20 protein-coding genes are annotated in these 18,747 nt (G+C 67.5%); 7 read left to right on the top strand and 13 right to left on the bottom strand.

Going from position 1 to position 18,747, the window contains the following annotated elements:
• The first annotated feature begins 80 nt into the window (after positions 1–80).
• Genes hflK through ACF66B_RS10755 form a run of 3 tightly spaced genes read left to right on the top strand, consistent with a single transcriptional unit; the run spans position 81 to position 2,439 of the window.
• Positions 81–1,289, top strand: a complete 1,209-nt coding sequence (gene hflK, locus ACF66B_RS10765; protein ID WP_111431154.1) for an FtsH protease activity modulator HflK — start codon at positions 81–83, stop codon at positions 1,287–1,289.
• Entirely contained in the window at positions 1,289–2,254 is a 966-nt protein-coding gene (hflC, locus tag ACF66B_RS10760) for a protease modulator HflC (RefSeq protein WP_111431155.1), read from the top strand. The genes hflK and hflC overlap by 1 nt, the downstream gene beginning before the upstream one ends.
• Positions 2,251–2,439 carry a DUF2065 family protein gene (locus tag ACF66B_RS10755; RefSeq protein ID WP_111431156.1) on the top strand — a complete coding sequence of 63 codons (189 nt, stop codon included), beginning with the start codon at positions 2,251–2,253 and terminating at the stop codon, positions 2,437–2,439. Before hflC ends, ACF66B_RS10755 begins: the two co-directional genes overlap by 4 nt.
• 85 nt (positions 2,440–2,524) lie before the next feature.
• On the opposite strand, the gene ACF66B_RS10750 is transcribed toward ACF66B_RS10755, so the two are convergent.
• From ACF66B_RS10750 to tkt, 7 genes are all read right to left on the bottom strand, one after another.
• Entirely contained in the window at positions 2,525–3,850 is a 1,326-nt protein-coding gene (locus tag ACF66B_RS10750) for a pyruvate dehydrogenase complex dihydrolipoamide acetyltransferase (protein ID WP_111431157.1), read from the bottom strand.
• 13 nt (positions 3,851–3,863) lie between these two features.
• The gene (locus ACF66B_RS10745; protein WP_111431158.1) at positions 3,864–5,258 is read right to left on the bottom strand and encodes a pyruvate dehydrogenase complex E1 component subunit beta; all 1,395 of its coding nucleotides are present in this window, start codon (positions 5,256–5,258) and stop codon (positions 3,864–3,866) included.
• Between the two features lie 13 nt (positions 5,259–5,271).
• On the bottom strand, positions 5,272–6,264 hold the full coding sequence (gene pdhA / locus ACF66B_RS10740; RefSeq protein ID WP_111431159.1) for a pyruvate dehydrogenase (acetyl-transferring) E1 component subunit alpha: 993 nt from the start codon (positions 6,262–6,264) through the stop codon (positions 5,272–5,274).
• A gap of 261 nt (positions 6,265–6,525) precedes the next feature.
• Positions 6,526–6,834: a septum formation initiator family protein gene (locus ACF66B_RS10735; RefSeq protein ID WP_111431160.1), complete on the bottom strand. Its 309-nt coding sequence runs from the start codon at positions 6,832–6,834 to the stop codon at positions 6,526–6,528.
• A 100-nt stretch (positions 6,835–6,934) separates the two neighbouring features.
• Positions 6,935–7,864, bottom strand: a complete 930-nt coding sequence (locus ACF66B_RS10730) for a class I fructose-bisphosphate aldolase (RefSeq protein WP_111431161.1) — start codon at positions 7,862–7,864, stop codon at positions 6,935–6,937.
• 30 nt (positions 7,865–7,894) lie between these two features.
• Positions 7,895–9,088 carry a phosphoglycerate kinase gene (locus tag ACF66B_RS10725; RefSeq protein WP_111431162.1) on the bottom strand — a complete coding sequence of 398 codons (1,194 nt, stop codon included), beginning with the start codon at positions 9,086–9,088 and terminating at the stop codon, positions 7,895–7,897.
• A gap of 50 nt (positions 9,089–9,138) precedes the next feature.
• The gene (gene tkt, locus ACF66B_RS10720; protein ID WP_111431163.1) at positions 9,139–11,157 is read right to left on the bottom strand and encodes a transketolase; all 2,019 of its coding nucleotides are present in this window, start codon (positions 11,155–11,157) and stop codon (positions 9,139–9,141) included.
• Positions 11,158–11,442: 285 nt separating this feature from the next.
• On the opposite strand from tkt, the gene ACF66B_RS10715 reads away from it, so the two are divergent.
• The 3 genes from ACF66B_RS10715 to ACF66B_RS10705 all read left to right on the top strand — a co-directional run bounded on the left by ACF66B_RS10715 (position 11,443) and on the right by ACF66B_RS10705 (position 12,504).
• Positions 11,443–11,694, top strand: coding sequence for a hypothetical protein (locus ACF66B_RS10715; protein ID WP_111431164.1), 252 nt, complete (start codon positions 11,443–11,445; stop codon positions 11,692–11,694).
• Positions 11,695–11,696: 2 nt separating this feature from the next.
• Entirely contained in the window at positions 11,697–12,140 is a 444-nt protein-coding gene (locus ACF66B_RS10710; RefSeq protein ID WP_111431165.1) for a cell division protein ZapA, read from the top strand.
• Between the two features lie 76 nt (positions 12,141–12,216).
• Positions 12,217–12,504, top strand: a complete 288-nt coding sequence (locus tag ACF66B_RS10705) for a hypothetical protein (RefSeq protein ID WP_162683374.1) — start codon at positions 12,217–12,219, stop codon at positions 12,502–12,504.
• A gap of 93 nt (positions 12,505–12,597) precedes the next feature.
• On the opposite strand, the gene grxD is transcribed toward ACF66B_RS10705, so the two are convergent.
• From grxD to ACF66B_RS10680, 5 genes are all read right to left on the bottom strand, one after another.
• A complete protein-coding gene (grxD, locus tag ACF66B_RS10700) occupies positions 12,598–12,963 on the bottom strand; it encodes a Grx4 family monothiol glutaredoxin (RefSeq protein WP_111431167.1) in 366 nt (121 codons plus the stop codon).
• A 7-nt stretch (positions 12,964–12,970) separates the two neighbouring features.
• Positions 12,971–13,213 carry a BolA family transcriptional regulator gene (locus ACF66B_RS10695; RefSeq protein WP_111431168.1) on the bottom strand — a complete coding sequence of 81 codons (243 nt, stop codon included), beginning with the start codon at positions 13,211–13,213 and terminating at the stop codon, positions 12,971–12,973.
• A 68-nt stretch (positions 13,214–13,281) separates the two neighbouring features.
• Positions 13,282–15,477 carry a phosphoribosylformylglycinamidine synthase subunit PurL gene (purL, locus tag ACF66B_RS10690; protein ID WP_111431169.1) on the bottom strand — a complete coding sequence of 732 codons (2,196 nt, stop codon included), beginning with the start codon at positions 15,475–15,477 and terminating at the stop codon, positions 13,282–13,284.
• Between the two features lie 207 nt (positions 15,478–15,684).
• Positions 15,685–16,554 carry a ParB N-terminal domain-containing protein gene (locus tag ACF66B_RS10685; protein ID WP_111431170.1) on the bottom strand — a complete coding sequence of 290 codons (870 nt, stop codon included), beginning with the start codon at positions 16,552–16,554 and terminating at the stop codon, positions 15,685–15,687.
• A gap of 96 nt (positions 16,555–16,650) precedes the next feature.
• Positions 16,651–17,013, bottom strand: a complete 363-nt coding sequence (locus tag ACF66B_RS10680; protein WP_111431171.1) for a MerR family transcriptional regulator — start codon at positions 17,011–17,013, stop codon at positions 16,651–16,653.
• A gap of 78 nt (positions 17,014–17,091) precedes the next feature.
• On the opposite strand from ACF66B_RS10680, the gene ACF66B_RS10675 reads away from it, so the two are divergent.
• The gene (locus tag ACF66B_RS10675; protein WP_111431172.1) at positions 17,092–17,886 is read left to right on the top strand and encodes an alpha/beta fold hydrolase; all 795 of its coding nucleotides are present in this window, start codon (positions 17,092–17,094) and stop codon (positions 17,884–17,886) included.
• 39 nt (positions 17,887–17,925) lie between these two features.
• Here the strand turns inward: ACF66B_RS10675 and pyrF are convergent, their stop codons facing one another.
• Positions 17,926–18,624, bottom strand: a complete 699-nt coding sequence (pyrF, locus tag ACF66B_RS10670) for an orotidine-5'-phosphate decarboxylase (protein ID WP_111431173.1) — start codon at positions 18,622–18,624, stop codon at positions 17,926–17,928.
• Positions 18,625–18,747: the final 123 nt, after the last annotated feature.

Below are 18,747 nucleotides of genomic sequence, written 5' to 3'. Positions count from 1 at the left end.
ACGCGAAAGCCGCGAGGTTCCCCGGGGTGCGGGAGCGGGGCGGAAAACGCGAAATAAATGAGAGAGGAGCGCAGCGGCGGATGCCATATAGCAATGACGGCGGGCCCTGGGGCAGCGGCAAGAAAGGCGGCGGCAATCAGGGCGGTGGCGGCAAGGGACCCTGGGGCGGCGGTGAACGCGGCGATCGTGGCGGCCGCGGCAACGGCGGTCCTGGCGGTCAGCCGCCGGTGCCGGACATTGACGAGATCGTGCGCAAGGGCCAGGAGCAGCTCAAGATCCTGATGGGCGGACGCTCGGGCGGCTCCGGGCGCGGCCCGTCCGGCGGCTCCGGCGGGGGCGGGGGCGGCTTCAGCCGGATCGGCATTCTTGTCGTCGTCGGCGTGCTGCTCGTTGGCTGGCTCGCGATGTCGTTCTACCGCGTGCAGGACTTCGAACGCTCCGTGGAACTGACCCTTGGCGAGTGCCGCGGCGATTGTGTCGGCGGGCCTGGCCTCAACTTTGCGCCCTGGCCGATCGTCACGCATGTGATCATTCCGGCCTTCCGGGAGCAGACGGTGGAGATCGGTGCGGGCACGGTGCGTGGTGCGAGTGCGGGCCTCATGCTGACCGGCGACGAGAACATCGTCGACATCAACTTCGAGGTGGTCTGGAACGTCCGCAATCCCGAGGAATTCCTCTTCAACCTGTCGAATCCCCAGTCGACCATCGAGGCGGTGGCCGAGTCGGCGATGCGCGAGGTGGTGGCGCGCTCCGAACTCGCGCCGATCCTCAACCGCGACCGTGGTGTCATCAGCCAGGAGGTGCAGGATCTCATCCAGTCCACCCTCGACGAATATGGCTCGGGCGTGAACATCGTCCGCCTCAACTTCGACAAGGCCGATCCGCCCGCCGAAGTGATCGACGCCTTCCGCGAGGTGCAGGCCGCACGCCAGGAGCGCTCGACGCTTCAGAACCGCGCGGATGCCTATGCCAACGAGCGCCTCGCCGGGGCGCGCGGTCAGGCTGCCGAGATCGTGCAGGAGGCCGAGGGCTACCGTGCGCGGGAAGTGAACTCCGCGCAGGGTGATGCAAGCCGCTTCAGCGCCGTGCTCACCGAATACCTCAAGGCACCGGATGTCACCCGCGAGCGCCTCTATCTCGAAACGATGGAAGGCGTGCTTGGCAGCGTGCAGATGTATCTGCTCGACACGCCCACGGGGAATGCTCAGGGCGTCGTGCCCTATCTCCCGCTCAATGAACTCCGCTCGGGCGCCGTGCCGACGACCACCAGCACCGGAGGGGCCAACTGATGCGCAAGCTTCCCGTCATCGCGATTGTCGTCGCCGTCATCGTCTTCCTGCTCGCCAATTCGATCTTCATCGTGGACGAGCGCCAGAAGGCCATGGTGCTGCAGTTCGGCCAGGTGAAATCGGTGAAGGAAGAGCCTGGCCTCGCCTTCAAGATTCCCTTCATCCAGAACGTCGTCTTCTATGATGCCCGTATCCAGGGTCTCGAGACGCAGGCGCTCGAAGTCACACCGCTCGACGACCGTCGTCTGATCGTCGATGCCTTCGCGCGCTGGCGTATTCAGGACGTCGAGCAGTTCCGCCGCGCGATCGGCGCGGGCGGGGTTTCCTCCGCCGAGCAGCGGCTGAGCTCGATCCTGCGGGCGAACATCCGCGAAGCGCTGGGTGCCGTCCGTTCCGAGGCGGTGCTCTCGCCGGATCGTGTCGGTCTGATGAACCGGATCCGAGACGCCTCGATCCTGGAGGCGCGTGCGCTCGGCATCAACATCATCGACGTGCGCCTGAAGCGCGCGGATCTGCCGGAGCAGAACCTCGAGGCAACATTCCAGAGGATGCAGGCCGAGCGCGAGCGTGAAGCGGCGGACGAGCGGGCACGCGGTAACGAGGCGGCACAGCGTGTGCGGGCTCAGGCCGACCGGACCGCGATCGAGATCGTCTCCGAGGCAGAGCGCGATGCCAACATCATCCGCGGTGAAGCCGATGCGCAGCGGAACAGCATTCTTGCGGATGCCTATACGGCCGATCCGGAGTTCTTCAGCTTCACCCGCTCGATGCAGGCCTATGGCTCGGCGCTCAAGAGCGGCAACACCACGATGATGCTCGAGCCGGACAGTGCCTTCTTCGACTACCTGAAGTCACCGCTGTCGCGTTCGGGCACGTTGCCTTCTTCCGCACAGGCGCCGGCCGCGGCGACTGTCGAGGACGCGCCTGCCGCGTCCGCCGGAGACGCGCCCGCCGTCGGGGAATGATCAGGGATCTTCTCTTCGGCCTCGGAATGGTCGCCATCGTCGAGGGTCTCGTCCTCGCGGTGGCGCCGGTCCGGCTCCAGGAACTCCTGGCGGTGCTTGCACGCATGAATCCCGAACAGCGGCGGGCCCTCGGGCTCGCCGCTGTCGCTTCGGGTGTTGCTGTCGTGTGGCTGGTCCGCGGCTGATCGAACGGCGGAAGGCCTCTTCCCGGGAGGAAGAGGCAAGGGGCTGGGCCGGCGCGGGCCCGAAGGCTGCGCCGGCCGCCGAGACTCAGGTGAGCATGGTCAGGGGCTTTTCGAGCCCGGTCTTGAGCGCGTCGAGGAACTGGGCCCCGAGCGCGCCGTCGATGACCCGATGGTCGACCGAGAGCGTGACCGACATCATGGTCGCGACCTCAATCTCTCCCGCATCCGAGACGATCGGCTTCTTCACGCCTGCACCCACCGCGAGGATGGAGGCATGCGGCGGGTTGATGACCGCGTCGAAATTCTCGACCCCGAACATGCCGAGGTTGGAGATCGCGAAGCTGCCGCCCTGGTATTCGTGGGGAGCAAGCTTGCGGTCACGGGCCCGCTTGGCAAGGTCCTTCATCTCCGCCGAGATCGCGGACATCGACTTCATGTCGGCGTCCTTGATGAGCGGGGTAAAGAGGCCGCCCTCGATCGCCACGGCCACCGCGACATCGGAGGCCTTGAACTTCAGCACCCGGTCGCCGGCCCAGACCGCATTGCAGTCCGGAACCTGCTGAAGCGCCTGGGCACAGGCCTTGATGATGAAGTCGTTGACCGAGAGCTTCACGCCCCGGTCGGCGAGCTCCTTGTTGAGCTGGCCGCGGAAGGCCAGCAGCGGATCAAGACGGATCTCGCGGCGCAGGTAGAAATGCGGGATCGTCTGCTTGGCTTCGGTGAGACGCGCAGCAATGGTCTTGCGCATGCCGTCGAGGGTGACTTCCTCGAAGCTCCGGTCGGCATACATCTTCTTGATCGCGTCGGCGCTGGGGCCAGCGGCCGGGGCCGCTGCCGCCGCCGGAGCGGAGGCCGCTGCCGCCGGGGCCGAGGCCGGTGCAGCCGCTTCGGGCTTGGCGTTCTCGACATCGGCCTTCACGATCCGGCCGTTCGGGCCGGTTCCCTTGACCTTGGCGAGATCGAGCCCCTTCTCGGCCGCGATGCGGCGGGCGAGCGGTGAGGCGAAGATCCGGCCGCCGTCCGCCGACTTGGGCGCTGCGGGGGCCGGCGCGGCAGCTTCGGCTGCTGCGGGTTTCTTCTCATCAGCGGCGGGAGCTTCCTCGGCCGGAGCCGAGGAAGAGGCTGCAGGCGCAGCCCCCGGATCGGAGGGGATGTCGTCGGCGCTCTCGCCTTCCTCGAGCATCACGGCGATCAGGTCGTTGACCTTCACGCCCGCAGTGCCCTCGGGAACGACGATCTTGCCGAGCGTGCCTTCCTCGACCGCCTCGAACTCCATCGTCGCCTTGTCGGTCTCGATCTCGGCGAGGATATCGCCGGAAGAAACCGTGTCGCCTTCCTTCTTCAGCCAGCGGGCGAGGGTGCCCTCCTCCATCGTCGGAGAGAGAGCGGGCATCAGGATGTTGATGGGCATTGTGCTCTTCTCCTCAGCGGTAGGTGACGGCCTTGACGGCGGCGATCACTTCGGCGGTCGTGACCAGCGCGAGCTTCTCGAGATTGGCTGCATAGGGCATGGGCACGTCCTTGCCGGTGCAGTTGATCACGGGGGCATCGAGATAGTCGAAGGCCTCCTGCATCAGCACGGCCGAGATGTGGTTGCCGATCGAGCAGACCGGGAAGCCTTCCTCGACGGTGATGCAGCGGTTGGTCTTCTGCACCGAGCGGATGACGGTTTCCGTGTCGAGCGGACGCAGCGAGCGCAGGTCGATGACCTCGGCCGAGATGCCTTCCTTCTCGAGTTCTTCGGCCGCCTGCATGGAATAGGTCATGCCGATGCCGAAGCTCACGATGGTGACATCCGTTCCGCGCCGCGCGATGCGGGCCTTGCCGATCGGGAGTACGAAATCGTCGAGCTCCGGCACGTCGAAGCTGCGGCCGTAGAGGATCTCGTTCTCGAGGAAGATGACCGGGTTCGGGTCGCGAATCGCCGCCTTGAGCAGACCCTTGGCATCGGCCGCCGAATAGGGCTGCACGACCTTGAGGCCGGGCACCTGCGCATAGGTGGTGGCGAAATCGTGGCTGTGCTGGGCCGCCACGCGCGCCGCGGCGCCGTTCGGGCCACGGAAGACGATCGGCGAACCCATCTGGCCGCCCGACATGTAGAGGGTCTTGGCCGCCGAGTTGATGATATGGTCGATGGCCTGCAGCGCGAAGTTGAAGGTCATGAACTCGACGATCGGCTTGAGACCGGCAAAGGCCGCACCAACCGCAAGCCCGGCAAAGCCGTGCTCGGTGATCGGCGTGTCGATCACCCGCTGGCCGCCGAACTCGTCGAGCAGACCCTGGCTGATCTTGTAGGCGCCCTGATATTCGGCGACCTCCTCACCCATCAGGAACACGTCGCCATCGCGCCGCATTTCCTCGGCCATGGCGTCGCGGAGCGCTTCGCGCACGGTCTGGGACTTGTAGGTGGTGCCTTCGGGAACTTCCGGCGTCTCCGGAACGTCCACGGCGGCGGGAACCTTGGGCTGCGCGCCCGGGCCCTCGTCCGGCAGGTCGGCACCGGCTTCCGCGGCAGGAGCTTCCTCGGCGGCCGGAGCGGCATCCGTCGACAGGTTGTCGGCGGCGGACGCGTCCTCGCCTTCCTCGAGCAGCACGGCGATGGGCGTGTTCACCTTCACCCCTGCGGTGCCCTCGGGCACGACGATCTTGCCGAGGATGCCCTCGTCGACCGCCTCGAACTCCATCGTCGCCTTGTCGGTCTCGATCTCGGCGAGGATGTCACCGGAAGACACCGTGTCGCCTTCCTTCTTCAGCCACTTTGCGAGCGTGCCTTCTTCCATCGTCGGAGAAAGCGCGGGCATGAGAATCTGTGTTGCCATCTGTCGTCCCCCCTCAGCGATACACGTCGGTCCAGAGTTCGGCCTCGGCGGGTTCCGGGCTCTCCTGGGCAAATTTCGCGGCGTCATTCACGACGGACTTGATCTCCTTGTCGATCGCCTTGAGGTCGTCTTCGGTGGCGTAGTCCGAGGAAACGAGCAGTTCGCGCACGTGGTCGATCGGATCGCGCTCCTCGCGCATCTTCTGCACCTCTTCGCGCGTACGGTATTTCGCCGGGTCGGACATCGAGTGGCCGCGATAGCGATAGGTGTTCATTTCGAGGATGTAGGGGCCGTCTCCCGCGCGGCAGTGCGCGGTGGCCTTCTGGCTTGCATCGCGCACGGCCAGCACGTCCATGCCGTCGACCGCCTCGCCGGGGATGCCGAAGGCCTCGCCGCGGGTGTAGAGCGCCGGCGTGGAGGACGCGCGGGCGAGCGAGGTGCCCATCGCATACTGGTTGTTCTCGATGACGAAGATCACCGGAAGCTTCCAGAGCGAGGCCATGTTGAAGGTCTCGTAGACCTGGCCCTGGTTGGCGGCACCATCACCGAAATAGGTGAAGGCGACGTTGTCATTGCCCCGGTACTTGTTGGCAAAGGCAAGGCCCGCGCCAATCGGGACGTTCGCGCCCACGATGCCGTGGCCGCCGTAGAATTCCTTTTCCTTGGAGAACATGTGCATCGAGCCGCCCTTGCCGCGGGAGTAGCCTCCCTCGCGGCCTGTGAGCTCGGCCATGACCCCCTTGGGGTCCATGCCGCAGGCGAGCATGTGTCCATGGTCGCGGTAGGTGGTGACGCGCTGGTCGCCTTCCTTCGCCGCCGACTCGAGGCCGACGACGACGGCCTCCTGTCCGATGTAGAGGTGACAGAATCCCCCGATCTGTCCCATGCCGTAAAGCTGCCCGGCCTTCTCTTCGAAGCGCCGGATCAGGAGCATCTCCTTGTAGTAGGTCTGGAGCTCCTCCTTGGTGGCTGAATTGGGCTTTCCGGCTGGTTTGCTGGTCGCCATGCGTTTCCCCTCACGATGGTTTAACGTTGAACCATTTTTGATTATAACGGCCTGCGGGAAATTTGGAAGGCCGGAAGCGCATTTGGTAGGCAGATTTCGGCCGGAATCGCGAAATCATGCCGCCGATCGACACAAAGCGAGAACTGGCCGGCAGGGATTGCGCGAAAGACGAAAATGCAGCGGCAGGGATGCCACAGCGCACCGGGCGATCTGTGCATCGCTTGCAACAGTCGAAGCCCTCAGAGAGCGCGCCTTCGCCGATTAGCGGATGATGATCTCGTCGGCCCGGGCGAGACCGAGCACCTTGCGGGCCTGTTCGTCGAGCAGTTCGAGATCCAGATGATCGACTGAAAGCCGCTCGGTCTTGTTCTCGATCGCCGCACGCTGTGTCTGGAGGGCTGCGAGCTCGGCTTCCAGCCGCGTCTCCTGCGCCTCGATCTGGAAGAGGCGGAAGAGGCCGTATTCGCCCTGAAGGGCTGCGAAGGTGAGATAACAGACGAGAGCGATCATGACGATCGCAAAGACCGCACTACCGGCGCTGAGGCCGCGCGATTCGAGTTCCGGGTGCATGACCTGCCACTTCTTGTTTCCTGCCCGTTCAGGAACTCTGGCAGAATTCGGGGGACATGGAAATCCCCCGAATCCGTCACATTCTAGGCGTAGGCCGGGATCAGCCCTTGCCCTTGTAGATGTCGACCAGCTTGCCGAGCATCTCGAGCGCATCTTCGCGCGAACGCTGGAAGCTGTTGCGGCCGATGATCGAGCCGTTGCCGCCGCCGTCGCGGATCGCGCGGGCGTCGTCATAGACCGCGTCGGCGCCCTTCGAGGCCCCGCCGGAGAAGACGATCAGACGACGGCCGTTGAACGAGGACTGCACGCAGTGCTTCACGCGGGCGGCGAGGGTGGAGATGTCGATGCCCTGCTCGGCATAGACCTTCTGGCACTCGGGCTGCATCACGTGATCGGTCGAGAGCTTGATCTTGATGATGTGGGCGCCGAGCAACGCCGCGATGTGGGCGGCATAGGCGCCGACGTCGACAGCGGTTTCGCCGTCCTTGGTGATACCTTCCCCGCGCGGGTAGGACCAGATCACGGTGGCGATGCCCTTGGCCGCGGCTTCCTTCCGCATCTCGACGATCTCCTCGAACATGTCGAGGGCACTGTCGGAGCCCGGATAGATCGTGAAGCCGATTGCGGCGCAGCCGAGGCGCAGCGCGTCGTCGACCGACGCCGTCACGGCCTGGTTCTTCGCCGCTGTGCCCGACATCAGCGAGTTGGCGGAGTTGACCTTGAGGATCGTCGGGATCTGGCCGGCAAAGGTGTCGGCACCGGCTTCGAGCGGCCCGAGCGGAGCGGCATAGGCGTTGAGGCCGGCGTCGATCGCGAGCTGGTAGTGGTAATGCGGGTCATAGCCGGCCGGGTTCGGCGCGAAGCTGCGGGCCGGGCCGTGCTCGAAGCCCTGGTCCACCGGCAGGATGATCATCTTGCCAGTGCCGCCGAGCTTGCCGGACATCAGCATATCGCAGAGCTTGGCTTTGACGCCCGGCGTTTCGCCTTCGTAATTGGCGAGGATCTTCTGGACTGTACGTGTCGCCTTCATGATCGTTCCTTCACAGTGGCAAATACAAACTCAGGACTGTTCGAGCGCGGCGACGCCGGGCAGCACCTTGCCCTCCAGCCATTCGAGAAATGCGCCTCCGGCGGTGGAGACATAGGTAAAGTCTTCCGCGGCGCCGCTGGCGTTGAGCGCGGCGACCGTATCGCCGCCGCCCGCGACGGTCAGCACCCGGCCGGCCTTGGTCAGCGCCGCCGCCCGCTTCGCGGCCGCATCGGTCGCCGCGTTGAACGGCGCGATCTCGAAGGCGCCGAGCGGCCCGTTCCAGACGATTGTCTTCGCCGCCTCGAAGACCAGCGCGATCTGGGCGATGGTTGCCGGGCCCGCATCGAGGATCATCGCATCCGCCGGGCAGGCATTCGCCGCGACGATCTCGTGGGGCGCATTGGCCTTGAACTCGCGCGCGATGACGACATCGGTCGGCAGCACCAGCGTGCAGTTCGCCGCCTCGCTCTTGGCCATGATCTCCTGCGCCGTGCCGGTCATGTCATGCTCGCAGAGCGATTTCCCGACATCGATGCCCTGGGCGGCGAGGAACGTGTTGGCCATGCCGCCGCCGATGACGATGCTGTCGACCTTGTCGATGAGGTTGCCGAGAAGCTCGAGCTTGGTCGACACCTTTGCCCCGCCGACAACCGCGACGACGGGCCGTTCCGGCGCACCGAGCGCCTTTTCGAGCGCGCTGAGCTCGGCCTGCATCAGCCGCCCGGCGCAGGCCGGCAGCAGGCGCGCGATCCCTTCGGTCGAGGCGTGTGCCCGGTGTGCCGCGGAGAAGGCGTCGTTGCAGTAGACATCGCCGATCGCGGCCATCGCCTTGGCGAAAGCCGGGTCGTTCTTCTCTTCCTCGGCGTGGAAGCGGGTGTTCTCGAGCAGCAGCACCGATCCTGGAGGCAGATCGGCAATCGCCTTTTCCGCCACGTCGCCGACACAATCCTCGGCAAACGCCACCGGCACGCCGAGAACCTTCTCGAGCGCCGGCAGGGTCATCCGGAGGCTCATCTCCGGCACGACCTTGCCCTTCGGGCGGCCGAAATGGGCGAGAAGCACCGGCTTCCCGCCCTTGGCGAGGATGTCCTTGACGGTCGGCGCGATCCGCTCGATCCGCGTCGCGTCGGTCACCTTCCCCGCCTCGACGGGAACGTTGATGTCGACGCGGGTCAGCACGACCTTTCCCGAGAGTTCCATATCGTCGAGTGTCTTCCAGGCCATGCGTTCCTCGCCAATCAGTTGTGTTGCCCGAACCGGACGGATCCGCTTCGTTACAGCAGGTTCTCGACCCTTTCTGCAACCGCTTCCGCCGTGATTCCGAAGTGTTTGAAGAGCTCCGGTGCCGGGCCGGAAGCGCCGAAGCCTTCCATGCCGACAAAGGCCGCCTTCTTGTCGGAGCCCCGCTCGCCGCAGAGCCAGCGGTCCCAGCCCATGGAGCCGGCCGCCTCGATGCCGACGCGCACCGCACCCGCGGGAAGGACCCGCCGGCGGTAGCTCTCGTCCTGCTCCGAGAAGAGCTCCCAGCAGGGCATGGAGACGACGCGCGTGCCGATCCCCTTCTCCTGCAGGATCGCCCGGGCCGCCATGGCCACCTCGACCTCGGAGCCGGTTGCGAGCAGGATCGCCCGCCGCCGTCCCTCGGCTTCCGCCAGCACATAGGCACCACGCGCCGAGAGATTGGCCCGGCCATGCGTCTCGCGCAGCGTCGGCAGCCCCTGGCGGGTCAGCGCGAGGATCGAAGGCCGCGCCGCGCCGGTGAGCGCGATCTCCCAGGCTTCCACCGTCTCGACCATGTCGGCCGGGCGGAAGACCGCGAGATCGGGCATCGCGCGCAGGGCGGCCATGTGCTCGACCGGCTGATGCGTCGGACCGTCCTCGCCAAGACCGATGGAGTCATGGGTGAAGACATAGACCACCCGCTGCTTCATCAGCGCCGAGAGACGGATCGCGCCACGAGCGTAATCGCTGAAGACGAGGAAGGTGCCGCCGTAGGGCACGCGGCCGCCATGGAGCGCGATGCCGTTCATCGCCGCCGCCATGCCGTGCTCGCGGATGCCGTAATGCACATAGCGTCCCGCGCGGTTTTCCGCGGCGAAGATGCCGAGCCCCTTGGTCAGCGTGTTGTTCGAGCCGGTAAGGTCCGCCGAACCGCCGATCGTCTCGGGCATGACCTCGTTGATGACCTCGAGCACCTTCTCGGAGGCCGAGCGCGTCGCGAGCTTCGGCGCGGCCTCGACCTGGGCCTTGCGGAAGTTCGTGAGCGCGGTGACGAGCTTCCGCGGCGCTTCGCCGGCGATCAGGCGGGCGAACTCGGTCTGCTTGCGCCCCGTGAGCTTCGCCAGCCGCTCGGACCAGGCCTCGCGCGCGGCACCGCCGCGAGAGCCGATGGCGCGCCAGGCCTCGAGGATGTTGCCCGGAATCTCGAAGGCGGGATGCGACCAGCCGTAGATCTCGCGAACCGTCGCGATCTCGTCGGGTCCGAGGGGCGAGCCATGCGCGCCCTTGGTGTCCTGCTTGTTGGGCGAGCCGAAACCGATATGGGTCCGGCAGTCGATCAGCGCGGGCCGGTCGGACGCCTTCGCCTCGCGGATCGCCCGGTCGATATCTTCCGGGTCGTGGCCGTCACAGGCATGCACGGACCAGTCGGAGGCCGCGAAGCGCGCCGCCTGGTCGGTGATGTCCGACAGCGAGACCTTGCCGTCGATCGAGATGCCGTTGTTGTCCCAGAAGACAATCAGTCGCGAGAGCTTCTGCATGCCGGCAAGCCCGATGGCTTCCTGGCTCACGCCCTCCATCAGACAGCCGTCTCCCGCGATCACATAGGTGTGGTGATCGACGACCTTGCGGCCGAACTGCGCCGCGAGGCTTTCCTCGGCAAGCGCCATGCCGACCGCGGTGGCGAGACCCTGGCCGAGCGGGCCGGTCGTTGTCTCGATGCCGGTGGCGTGTCCGTATTCCGGGTGGCCGGCGCATTTCGAGCCGAGCTGGCGGAAGTTGCGGATGTCCTCGATGGACATGTCCTCGTAGCCACAGAGATAGAGCAGCCCGTAGAGCAGCATCGAGCCGTGCCCGGCGGAGAGCACGAAGCGGTCGCGGTCCGGCCAGTGCGGGTCGCGCGCGTCGAATTTCAGATGCTTCTCGAAGAGGACCGTCGCCACGTCCGCCATGCCCATCGGCATGCCGGGATGACCCGAGTTGGCCTGCTGGACGGCGTCCATGGCGAGGACCCGAAGGGCGGCCGCCTTCTCCCAATGGGCGGGATGAAGTTCGCGGAGTTCGCTGATATCCAAGGTCGAGACCTTTCATGCAGATCGGTTTCGCGCCCAAGAAAGACGGCGGAACCGGAATGTGGCGCACTGATAGCAGCCCGGAAACAAGGGTCAAGGCGGTTTCGCCCCCCTCAGGCGGCCCTGGCACCGACTTTTGGCGCGATCCCACCGCTTCGGGCGGGTTTCCCGCCGGTTTCCTCGGCCGAGGGCGCGCTTGCCACAGTGTGTGGCCGGAGTGCCCTGCGCTGATTGCATTGTCACGGAGGCCTGCCTAAAACTGGTCGCACAGGTTTCGGAAGAGCACATATGGGTCAGATAAACGAACTTGAAACGCAATTCGCCCGTGCCCTCGACCGGCTGCGGGCGGCAGTGGCGGCGCGCAGGACATCGGGGGAAGCTCCGGACGATGATGCCATGCGCCAGCGCATCGCATCGCTCGAGAACGACAAGGCGAAGCTTCTCGATGAGCTCGTCGGCATCCGCGCCAAGCGCGACAAGGATGTCGCGGCGCTCGACGATCTCATCTCGCAGTTGAAACCTCTGATCGAGGAGGCCTGAGCATGCCCGAACTCATTCTCGAAATCGGGGGCCGGGTCTACGAGGTCGCCTGCGAGGCCGGCGAGGAGAAATCGCTCGAGCATGCCGCGGGGCTCTTCGATGCCGAGGCGCAGCAGGTCGTCGCCATCGGCGGCATGACCGAGAAGCGCACGCTGCTTCTGGCCGGGCTCATGCTCGCCGACCGGCTTGCCGGCATGCAGCGCCAGCTCGACGAGGCGGCGGAACATCTGCGTGCGGCGGAAGACCGGGTGCGAATCACGGAAGCCAAGGCTGCGATGCTCGCTTCCAACGCGATGAGATCCGAGAGTGTCGCGCGTCATCTGTCCGACGATGAAATCGAGCAGCTCATTGCCGAAAACGACGTGGCGGTGGGGCTTCTCTCCAAGGTTCTCGAGGACATCAACGCGCTGGCCGACGAGGTCGAGGCCGAGGCGCGCGCCGGCTGATATCACCCCTTCGAGGGCGTGACGGGGTCTCCCGAAGGTTGGGGAACCTGCCGCTGCGGTGGCGCGTTTCGTCGCCATGAGCAACATAGACATACACCCCGCCCTGCGGGCGTCGGTCGACGTTCCGCCTTCCGATCCTGTGCCTGTGCCGCCGGGGCCCGATCTTCCCGGTGAGATGCCCTCCGAGGAGCCGCCGCTGGTGCCTCCGACCGAGCCCGCGATCGAGCCGCCGGTCGAGGCGCCGCCAACCGGTCCGCAGGAAGCCCCTCCCACCGACCCCGATGTGCCGCCGGTCTCGCCGCCGCCAGATGCGCCGCAGCCGATCCCGCCCGGCCCGCCGCCGCCGGGCCCCGTGCCGATCTGAGGGTCCGCCCCGAAACGGAACCGCCCGCGCCGCGAAAGCGGGCGGGCGGTTTCAGATCGAGATTGCGCTTGGCTCGGCCTTCGCGGCGTGCGGTCAGGCGTTCGCTTCGCGGATCTTGTCGGCGGCCTCGCGATTGAAGGCGATGCCCTTGTCGGTCAGCAGCGAGTCGAGTTCGCCCGAAAGCGTCATCTCGGTGATGATGTCGCAGCCGCCGACGAATTCGCCCTTCACATAAAGCTGCGGGATCGTCGGCCAGTCGGAAAACGTCTTGATCCCGTTGCGGATCGCCTCGTTCTCCAGGACATTCACATCCTTGAAATCGATGTCGAGATAACGGAGCACCCCCGCGACGCGGTGGGAGAAGCCGCACTGCGGCGCCTGCTTGGTGCCCTTCATGAACAGGACGACATCGTTCGCATCGATATCGGCCTTGATCGTTTCATGGCTGGGGTCGGTCATTGTTCGGTTACTCCGGTGCCTTGGTCGTGAGGGCGAGCGCGTGCAACTCGCCCTGCGACCCGTCCATCCTGCCCTTGAGGGCTGCATAGACCATCTGATGCTGCTTCACGCGATTGAGGCCGCGGAATTCCTCGGCGGTGACGGTCGCGGCGTAGTGGTTGCCATCGCCCGCCAGATCCGTGATCTCGATCACGGCCGTCGGAAAGGCCTGACGGATCAGATGCTCGATATCAGACGCTTCCATTGCCATCAGTCCGCACTCCGCAAACACATAATCTTGCCCCAAAGGTAAATCCCGCAACCCGGCGCTGCAAGGTCTCAGCCGAGCAGTTTTGCAAGAGCCCGGCCGTGGCGCTCGGCGATCACCTCGAGCGCGACCCCGGCATCGCCGAGCCGGATCTCCGCCCCGCCGGCCTTGCCGAGCCGGGTGAGCGGCACGCCGGTGTCCTGCGCGGCGGCTTCGAGGGCGGCGGCGTCTTCCGGGCGGCAGGCGACGAGATAGCGGGCCTGATCCTCGCCAAAGAACCAGCCGGTCGGCGTGACCGTCGGGCTTTCCGCGATCGAGATGCCGACGCCCGATGCGAGCGCCATTTCCGCCGCCGCGACGGCGAGCCCGCCATCCGAGAGGTCATGGGCCGCCGTGACGAGGCCCGCGGCGTTCGCGGTCCGCACGAAGGTGCCGTTGCGGCGTTCAGCGGCGAGATCGACCGGGGGCGGCAGGCCTTCCTCGCGGCCGAAGAGCTCGGCGAGCAGCGCCGACTGGCCGAGATGGCCCTGGGGCGTGACGCCGACGAGATAGACGAGATCGCCCTCGGCCGGCGCCATGCCGATCGCGAGATCGAGCGAGGGCAGCAGGCCGACCGCGCCGATCGTGGGGGTGGGCAGGATCGCCTGGCCGTCGGTCTCGTTGTAGAGGCTCACGTTGCCCGAGACGATCGGCATGTCGAGGGCGGCGCAGGCGGCGCCGAGGCCCTGGATGCAGCCGACGAACTGGCCCATGATCTCGGGCTTCTCGGGATTGCCGAAATTGAGGTTGTCGGTCGTCGCGAGCGGCTGGGCGCCGCTGGCCGAGAGGTTGCGGTAGGCCTCGGCCACCGCCTGCATGCCGCCGCGCTCGGGGTTCGCCCGGCAGTAGCGCGGGTTGACGTCGGAGGTGAAGGCGATCGCCTTTTCGGTGCCGTGGACCCGGACGATGCCGGCATCCGAGCCCGGCGGGCAGGCGGTATCGGCCATCACCATCGTGTCATACTGGGACCAGACCCATTCCCGGCTCGCGAGATTGGCGCGGCCCATCAGCTCGGTCAGCGCCGCCACCGGCTCGACCACCGGCACGTCGCGGAGCGGCGGCGGGGCGGCGGGGGCGACCCAGGGGCGGTCGTATTCCGGGGCTTCGCCCGAGAGCGCCTTGAGCGGCAGGTCGGCCTTCACCTCGCCATGCATCATGATGAGGAAGCGGTCTTCCGGGATGGTCTCGCCGACGATGGCGAAATCGAGATCCCACTTGTCGAAGACGGCCTTGGCCTCGGCCTCCTTCTCGGGGCGGAGCACCATCAGCATGCGCTCCTGGCTCTCGGAGAGCATCATCTCGTAGGCCGACATCGCCTCTTCGCGCACCGGGACCTTCTCGAGGTCGAGGCGGATGCCGAGATTGCCCTTGTCGCCCATCTCGACCGCCGAGCAGGTGAGGCCGGCGGCGCCCATGTCCTGGATCGAGATCACCGCGCCGGTCTTCATCAGTTCGAGGCATGCCTCCATCAGCCGCTTCTCGGTGAAGGGGTCGCCGACCTGAACCGTCGGGCGCTTCTCCTCGATGGTGTCGTCGAATTCGGCCGAGGCCATGGTCGCCCCGCCCACGCCGTCGCGGCCGGTCTTGGCGCCGAGATAGACCACGGGCATGCCGACGCCCGAGGCGGCCGAGTAGAAGATCGCGTCCGCCTCGGCGAGGCCGGCGGCGAAGGCGTTGACGAGGCAGTTGCCGTTATAGGCGGCATGGAAGCGGAGCTCGCCGCCGACGGTCGGCACGCCGAAGCAGTTGCCGTAGCCGCCGATCCCGGCCACGACACCGTTCACGAGGCTGCGGGTCCTGGGATGCGAGGGATCGCCGAAGGAGAGCGCGTTCATCGCGGCGATGGGCCGCGCCCCCATGGTGAAGACATCGCGGAGAATGCCGCCGACCCCGGTCGCGGCGCCCTGATAGGGCTCGATGTAGGAGGGGTGGTTGTGGCTCTCCATCTTGAAGACCAGCGCCTGGCCGTCGCCGATGTCGACGATGCCCGCGTTCTCGCCGGGGCCGCAGATCACCTGGGGCCCGGAGGTCGGCAGGGTGCGGAGCCACTTCTTGGAGGACTTGTAGGAGCAGTGCTCGTTCCACATCGCCGAGAAGATGCCGAGCTCGGTGAGCGTCGGAACCCGCCCGATCAGGTCGAGGATGCGCTGGTATTCATCCGGCTTCAGGCCGTGTGCCGCGATCAGTTCCTCGGTGATCTCGGGCTCGGCGGTGAGGCTCTCGGTCATGGCAATGGATCCCGTTGCTTCGGCTTGCCCCCGTATTTACGGTGCACTGCGGCGGAGCGAAAGGCGATTCAGATCCGGGTCTTTTCACGGTGAAAGCAGGGCGTTTCACCGTGAAAATCAAAAAACGCCATTGAAAACACAGGATTTTCGTAGTTAACATATCATGAACGCGGCCGCGTGGCGGCCCGGGGCGCCGGAGCCCCGGCGTCAGGCCGGGCCGAGCAGGCGCTCGATTTCCTCGATGATATGATCCATCAGGCCGCTCGTGGCATCGCTGCCGGAGAAGCGGAGCGTGTAGCCCTCCAGCGTGCGCTCGCGGCGGATCGTGAGGCCCGGACGCGGGCGCGAAAGCCGGCGCTGGCGGAGGAAGCCGCCGTCGCCGGAGCCCTCGGCGGCCGCGTCGAGGCTCTGGCGCTCGGCCTCCTCGACGAGCGGCAGCACGGCGCGCCACTGGCTTTCGGGATCGGAGAGGCGGCATTCGGCGAGGGCGGCGCGGATCGGCTCGGCGAGGCCCTCGCCCAGCGTGGCGGCGAGCCGCAGGAGCTGCTTCTGGCTCAGCGCCTCGGGGTGGGCGAAATGGCCCTGGAAGGCCTCCGCGGCGCGGGCCAGCGCCCGGAGCCGGGAGCGTTTCGCCGCGTTGGCCGAGGGGTAGAGCGCATCGACCGCGGCCTCGATGGTCTCATGCAGGCCGATCTCGCAGGCGACGAGCGCGATGCGCCCGCGCTCCCAGGGGCTGATGTCGTCGCGGATCTCGTTTTCCTCCACCATGGCGGCGAAGGCGGCGGCGGCGCTGTCCGGGGTGCGCAGGAAGGCGTCGATCCGGGCATAGCGCGGCTGGCCGGTGAGCTCGTGGAGCGCGCGGACCGCGGTGAGGCGGCGGTAGCCGGAGATCAGGCCGTAGCGGAAGCGGCCCTCGGCTTCGCGGAAGGCGAAGAGCTCGATCGGGCTCCGGAGGCCCGACGCGGCGATGGAGAGCCGGAGCTCGGTCAGCGCCTCGGGGTCGAGGGCGACGCGGTCGCGGGCCAGCGCCTCGGCGTCGATCTCGTCGATGGGAATCTGGTGGATATCCTGGGGCAAGGGCCTCTCCGCGCGAAGGGGTCGCGGGCGGGAGAGTAGGCCGGAGGGGCAGGGTGTTGCGGAAGGCCGGGGCGGCGCGCACGGGCAGGCCGGGGCTCACGGCCCGGCGGCGGTGGCGACATCCTCGAGGTAGCGGCCGATCTCCCGGCGGCTCTGCCGGAGCGCCTCGATCCGGGCATCGAGCCGGGTCGCCTCCGCCTCGAGAGCGGCAAGGAGATCCGGGCAGGGGGTGAAATCGGGCCGGTTGCTGGTGACGCAGGGCAGGAAGCGGCGGATGAGGTCGAGCGTCAGCCCGGCCTCGTTCAGCATGCGGATGCGGCGGACGGTCTCCTCCTCCGCCGCGCTGTAGTCGCGATAGCCGGAGGCCCGGCGCGACGGGGCGAGCAGCCCCTCGGCCTCGTAGTAGCGCAGCATCCGCACGCTGACGCCGGTGCGGCGCGAGAGGGTTCCGATCTGCATGTCTTCCCTGGCTTGACCCTGACAGTGGTGTCAGACCTTAGCCTCTCCGGTGATTCGGGCAAGCAGGGAGATACGGGCATGCCATTCGCAGAGTACAAGGACGCGCGGGTTTCGTGGAGGATCGACGGCAGCGGCCCGCCGCTGGTGCTGGTGCATGGCACCGGCGGCGATGCCGAGAGCAACTGGGCGGAGCTCGTGCCGCAGCTCGGGCGGCACTGGACGGTGATCCGGCCCGAGTATTCGGGATCGGGGGCGACGACGGACGGCGGCGGGCCGCTGTCGGCGGAGGATGTCGCCGGGCAGGTGCTGGCGGCGGCGGAGGCCGCCGGGGCCGGGCGGTTTCATCTCATGGGCTTTTCCCTCGGCGCGGCGATCGCGGCCCGGATCGCGGGCGCGCATCCCGAGCGGGTGCGCGCGCTCGTGCTGCTCGCGGGCTTCCAGAGCGGCGGCGACACGCGCATGGCGCTGCAATTCGGGCTCTGGCGCGATCTGATCGCGCGGGACCAGGCGGCGATGGCGCGGCTGATCCTGCTGACGGGGTTCAGCCCCGAGGCGCTGGCGGGCTGGAGCGCGGCGGCGCGCGACGCGGCGCTTGCCGACATTCTCGCGAGCACGGACTGGGAGGGGATGGCGCGGCAGGTGGCGCTCGACGAGGTCATCGACGTGTCGGCGAGCGTCCGGGCGATCCGGGCGCCGACGCTGGTCATCGGCTGCGCAGAGGATCAGATGGTGCCGGTGGCCCATGCGCGGGGCCTCGCGCGCGACATTCCCGGCGCGGTCTATGCGGAGCTCCCGTCAGGGCATCTCGCGCCGCTGGAGCAGCCCGCGGCGCTGGCCGAGATGGTGGCGGCGTTCCTGGCGCGGCAGGCCTGAGGCCGGGCCCCGCCGCCCCCCCGTTCTGACCGCGCGCGTTCAGACGCTGGCGATCTCCTCGAGGATCGCGCGCGCGCTGGCGCGGGGGTCGGGGGCGGCCCAGACGGGGCGGGCGATCACCAGGTGGTCGGCGCCGGCGCGGAGCGCCTCGGAGGGGGTGGCGACGCGCTTCTGGTCGCCGAGGGCCGCGCCCGCGGGCCGCACGCCGGGGGTGACGATCAGCCGGCCCTCGGCCTCGGGCAGCGCGCGGATCGCGGCGGCCTCGCGGGGCGAGGCGATCACCCCGTCGGCGCCGGCGAGAAAGGCGCGGCGCGCGCGTTCGGTCACGAGGTCGGGGATCTCGCCGTCGCGGATCAGCGCATCGTCGAGATCGGTGCGGTCGAGCGAGGTGAGGATGGTGACGGCGAGGATCTTCGTCGGCGTCGCCCCGCGGCCCGCGACCGCGGCGCGGACCACATGCGGATCGCCATGGACGGTGAGGAAATCGAGGCCGAACTGGGCGAGGCCGCGGGTGGCGGCCTCCACCGTCGCCGAGATGTCGAAGAGCTTCATGTCGAGGAAGACGCGCTTGCCCTGGCCCTTGAGCTCGTTGGCAAGCGCGAGCCCGCCGCCGGTCAGCATGCCGAGGCCGATCTTGTAGAAGCTCACCGCATCGCCCAGCCGGTCGACAAGTTCGAGGGCGGCGGGGGCGTGGGGCAGGTCGAGGCCGACGATCAGGCGGTCGTCCGAGCGGGTCATGGCATCCTCCGGTCAGGTCGCCTCCGCTCAACCGGATGAGCGCCGCTCTGTCAATGACTTCCGCGCAAATCTCCTCTGCCTAAGTCTTGAGCAGTGGACGGTGTTCCCCCATATCTGTTTCAA

The organism is Amaricoccus sp. B4 (assembly GCF_043226085.1).
Lineage (GTDB): Bacteria > Pseudomonadota > Alphaproteobacteria > Rhodobacterales > Rhodobacteraceae > Amaricoccus.
The sequence above is the reverse complement of the archived record's forward strand: the minus strand, read 5'-3'. Positions and strand labels throughout refer to the sequence as shown.

What these genes read in the sequence shown, in the direction of transcription:
- hflK (WP_111431154.1), top strand. Translation starts at nt 81, where the DNA reads ATGCCATATAGCAATGACGGCGGGCCCTGGGGCAGCGGCAAGAAAGGC.
- hflC (WP_111431155.1), top strand. Translation starts at nt 1,289, where the DNA reads ATGCGCAAGCTTCCCGTCATCGCGATTGTCGTCGCCGTCATCGTCTTC.
- ACF66B_RS10755 (WP_111431156.1), top strand. Translation starts at nt 2,251, where the DNA reads ATGATCAGGGATCTTCTCTTCGGCCTCGGAATGGTCGCCATCGTCGAG.
- ACF66B_RS10750 (WP_111431157.1), bottom strand. Translation starts at nt 3,850, where the DNA reads ATGCCCATCAACATCCTGATGCCCGCTCTCTCTCCGACGATGGAGGAG.
- ACF66B_RS10745 (WP_111431158.1), bottom strand. Translation starts at nt 5,258, where the DNA reads ATGGCAACACAGATTCTCATGCCCGCGCTTTCTCCGACGATGGAAGAA.
- pdhA (WP_111431159.1), bottom strand. Translation starts at nt 6,264, where the DNA reads ATGGCGACCAGCAAACCAGCCGGAAAGCCCAATTCAGCCACCAAGGAG.
- ACF66B_RS10735 (WP_111431160.1), bottom strand. Translation starts at nt 6,834, where the DNA reads ATGCACCCGGAACTCGAATCGCGCGGCCTCAGCGCCGGTAGTGCGGTC.
- ACF66B_RS10730 (WP_111431161.1), bottom strand. Translation starts at nt 7,864, where the DNA reads ATGAAGGCGACACGTACAGTCCAGAAGATCCTCGCCAATTACGAAGGC.
- ACF66B_RS10725 (WP_111431162.1), bottom strand. Translation starts at nt 9,088, where the DNA reads ATGGCCTGGAAGACACTCGACGATATGGAACTCTCGGGAAAGGTCGTG.
- ACF66B_RS10715 (WP_111431164.1), top strand. Translation starts at nt 11,443, where the DNA reads ATGGGTCAGATAAACGAACTTGAAACGCAATTCGCCCGTGCCCTCGAC.
- ACF66B_RS10710 (WP_111431165.1), top strand. Translation starts at nt 11,697, where the DNA reads ATGCCCGAACTCATTCTCGAAATCGGGGGCCGGGTCTACGAGGTCGCC.
- ACF66B_RS10705 (WP_162683374.1), top strand. Translation starts at nt 12,217, where the DNA reads ATGAGCAACATAGACATACACCCCGCCCTGCGGGCGTCGGTCGACGTT.
- grxD (WP_111431167.1), bottom strand. Translation starts at nt 12,963, where the DNA reads ATGACCGACCCCAGCCATGAAACGATCAAGGCCGATATCGATGCGAAC.
- ACF66B_RS10695 (WP_111431168.1), bottom strand. Translation starts at nt 13,213, where the DNA reads ATGGCAATGGAAGCGTCTGATATCGAGCATCTGATCCGTCAGGCCTTT.
- purL (WP_111431169.1), bottom strand. Translation starts at nt 15,477, where the DNA reads ATGACCGAGAGCCTCACCGCCGAGCCCGAGATCACCGAGGAACTGATC.
- ACF66B_RS10680 (WP_111431171.1), bottom strand. Translation starts at nt 17,013, where the DNA reads ATGCAGATCGGAACCCTCTCGCGCCGCACCGGCGTCAGCGTGCGGATG.
- ACF66B_RS10675 (WP_111431172.1), top strand. Translation starts at nt 17,092, where the DNA reads ATGCCATTCGCAGAGTACAAGGACGCGCGGGTTTCGTGGAGGATCGAC.
- pyrF (WP_111431173.1), bottom strand. Translation starts at nt 18,624, where the DNA reads ATGACCCGCTCGGACGACCGCCTGATCGTCGGCCTCGACCTGCCCCAC.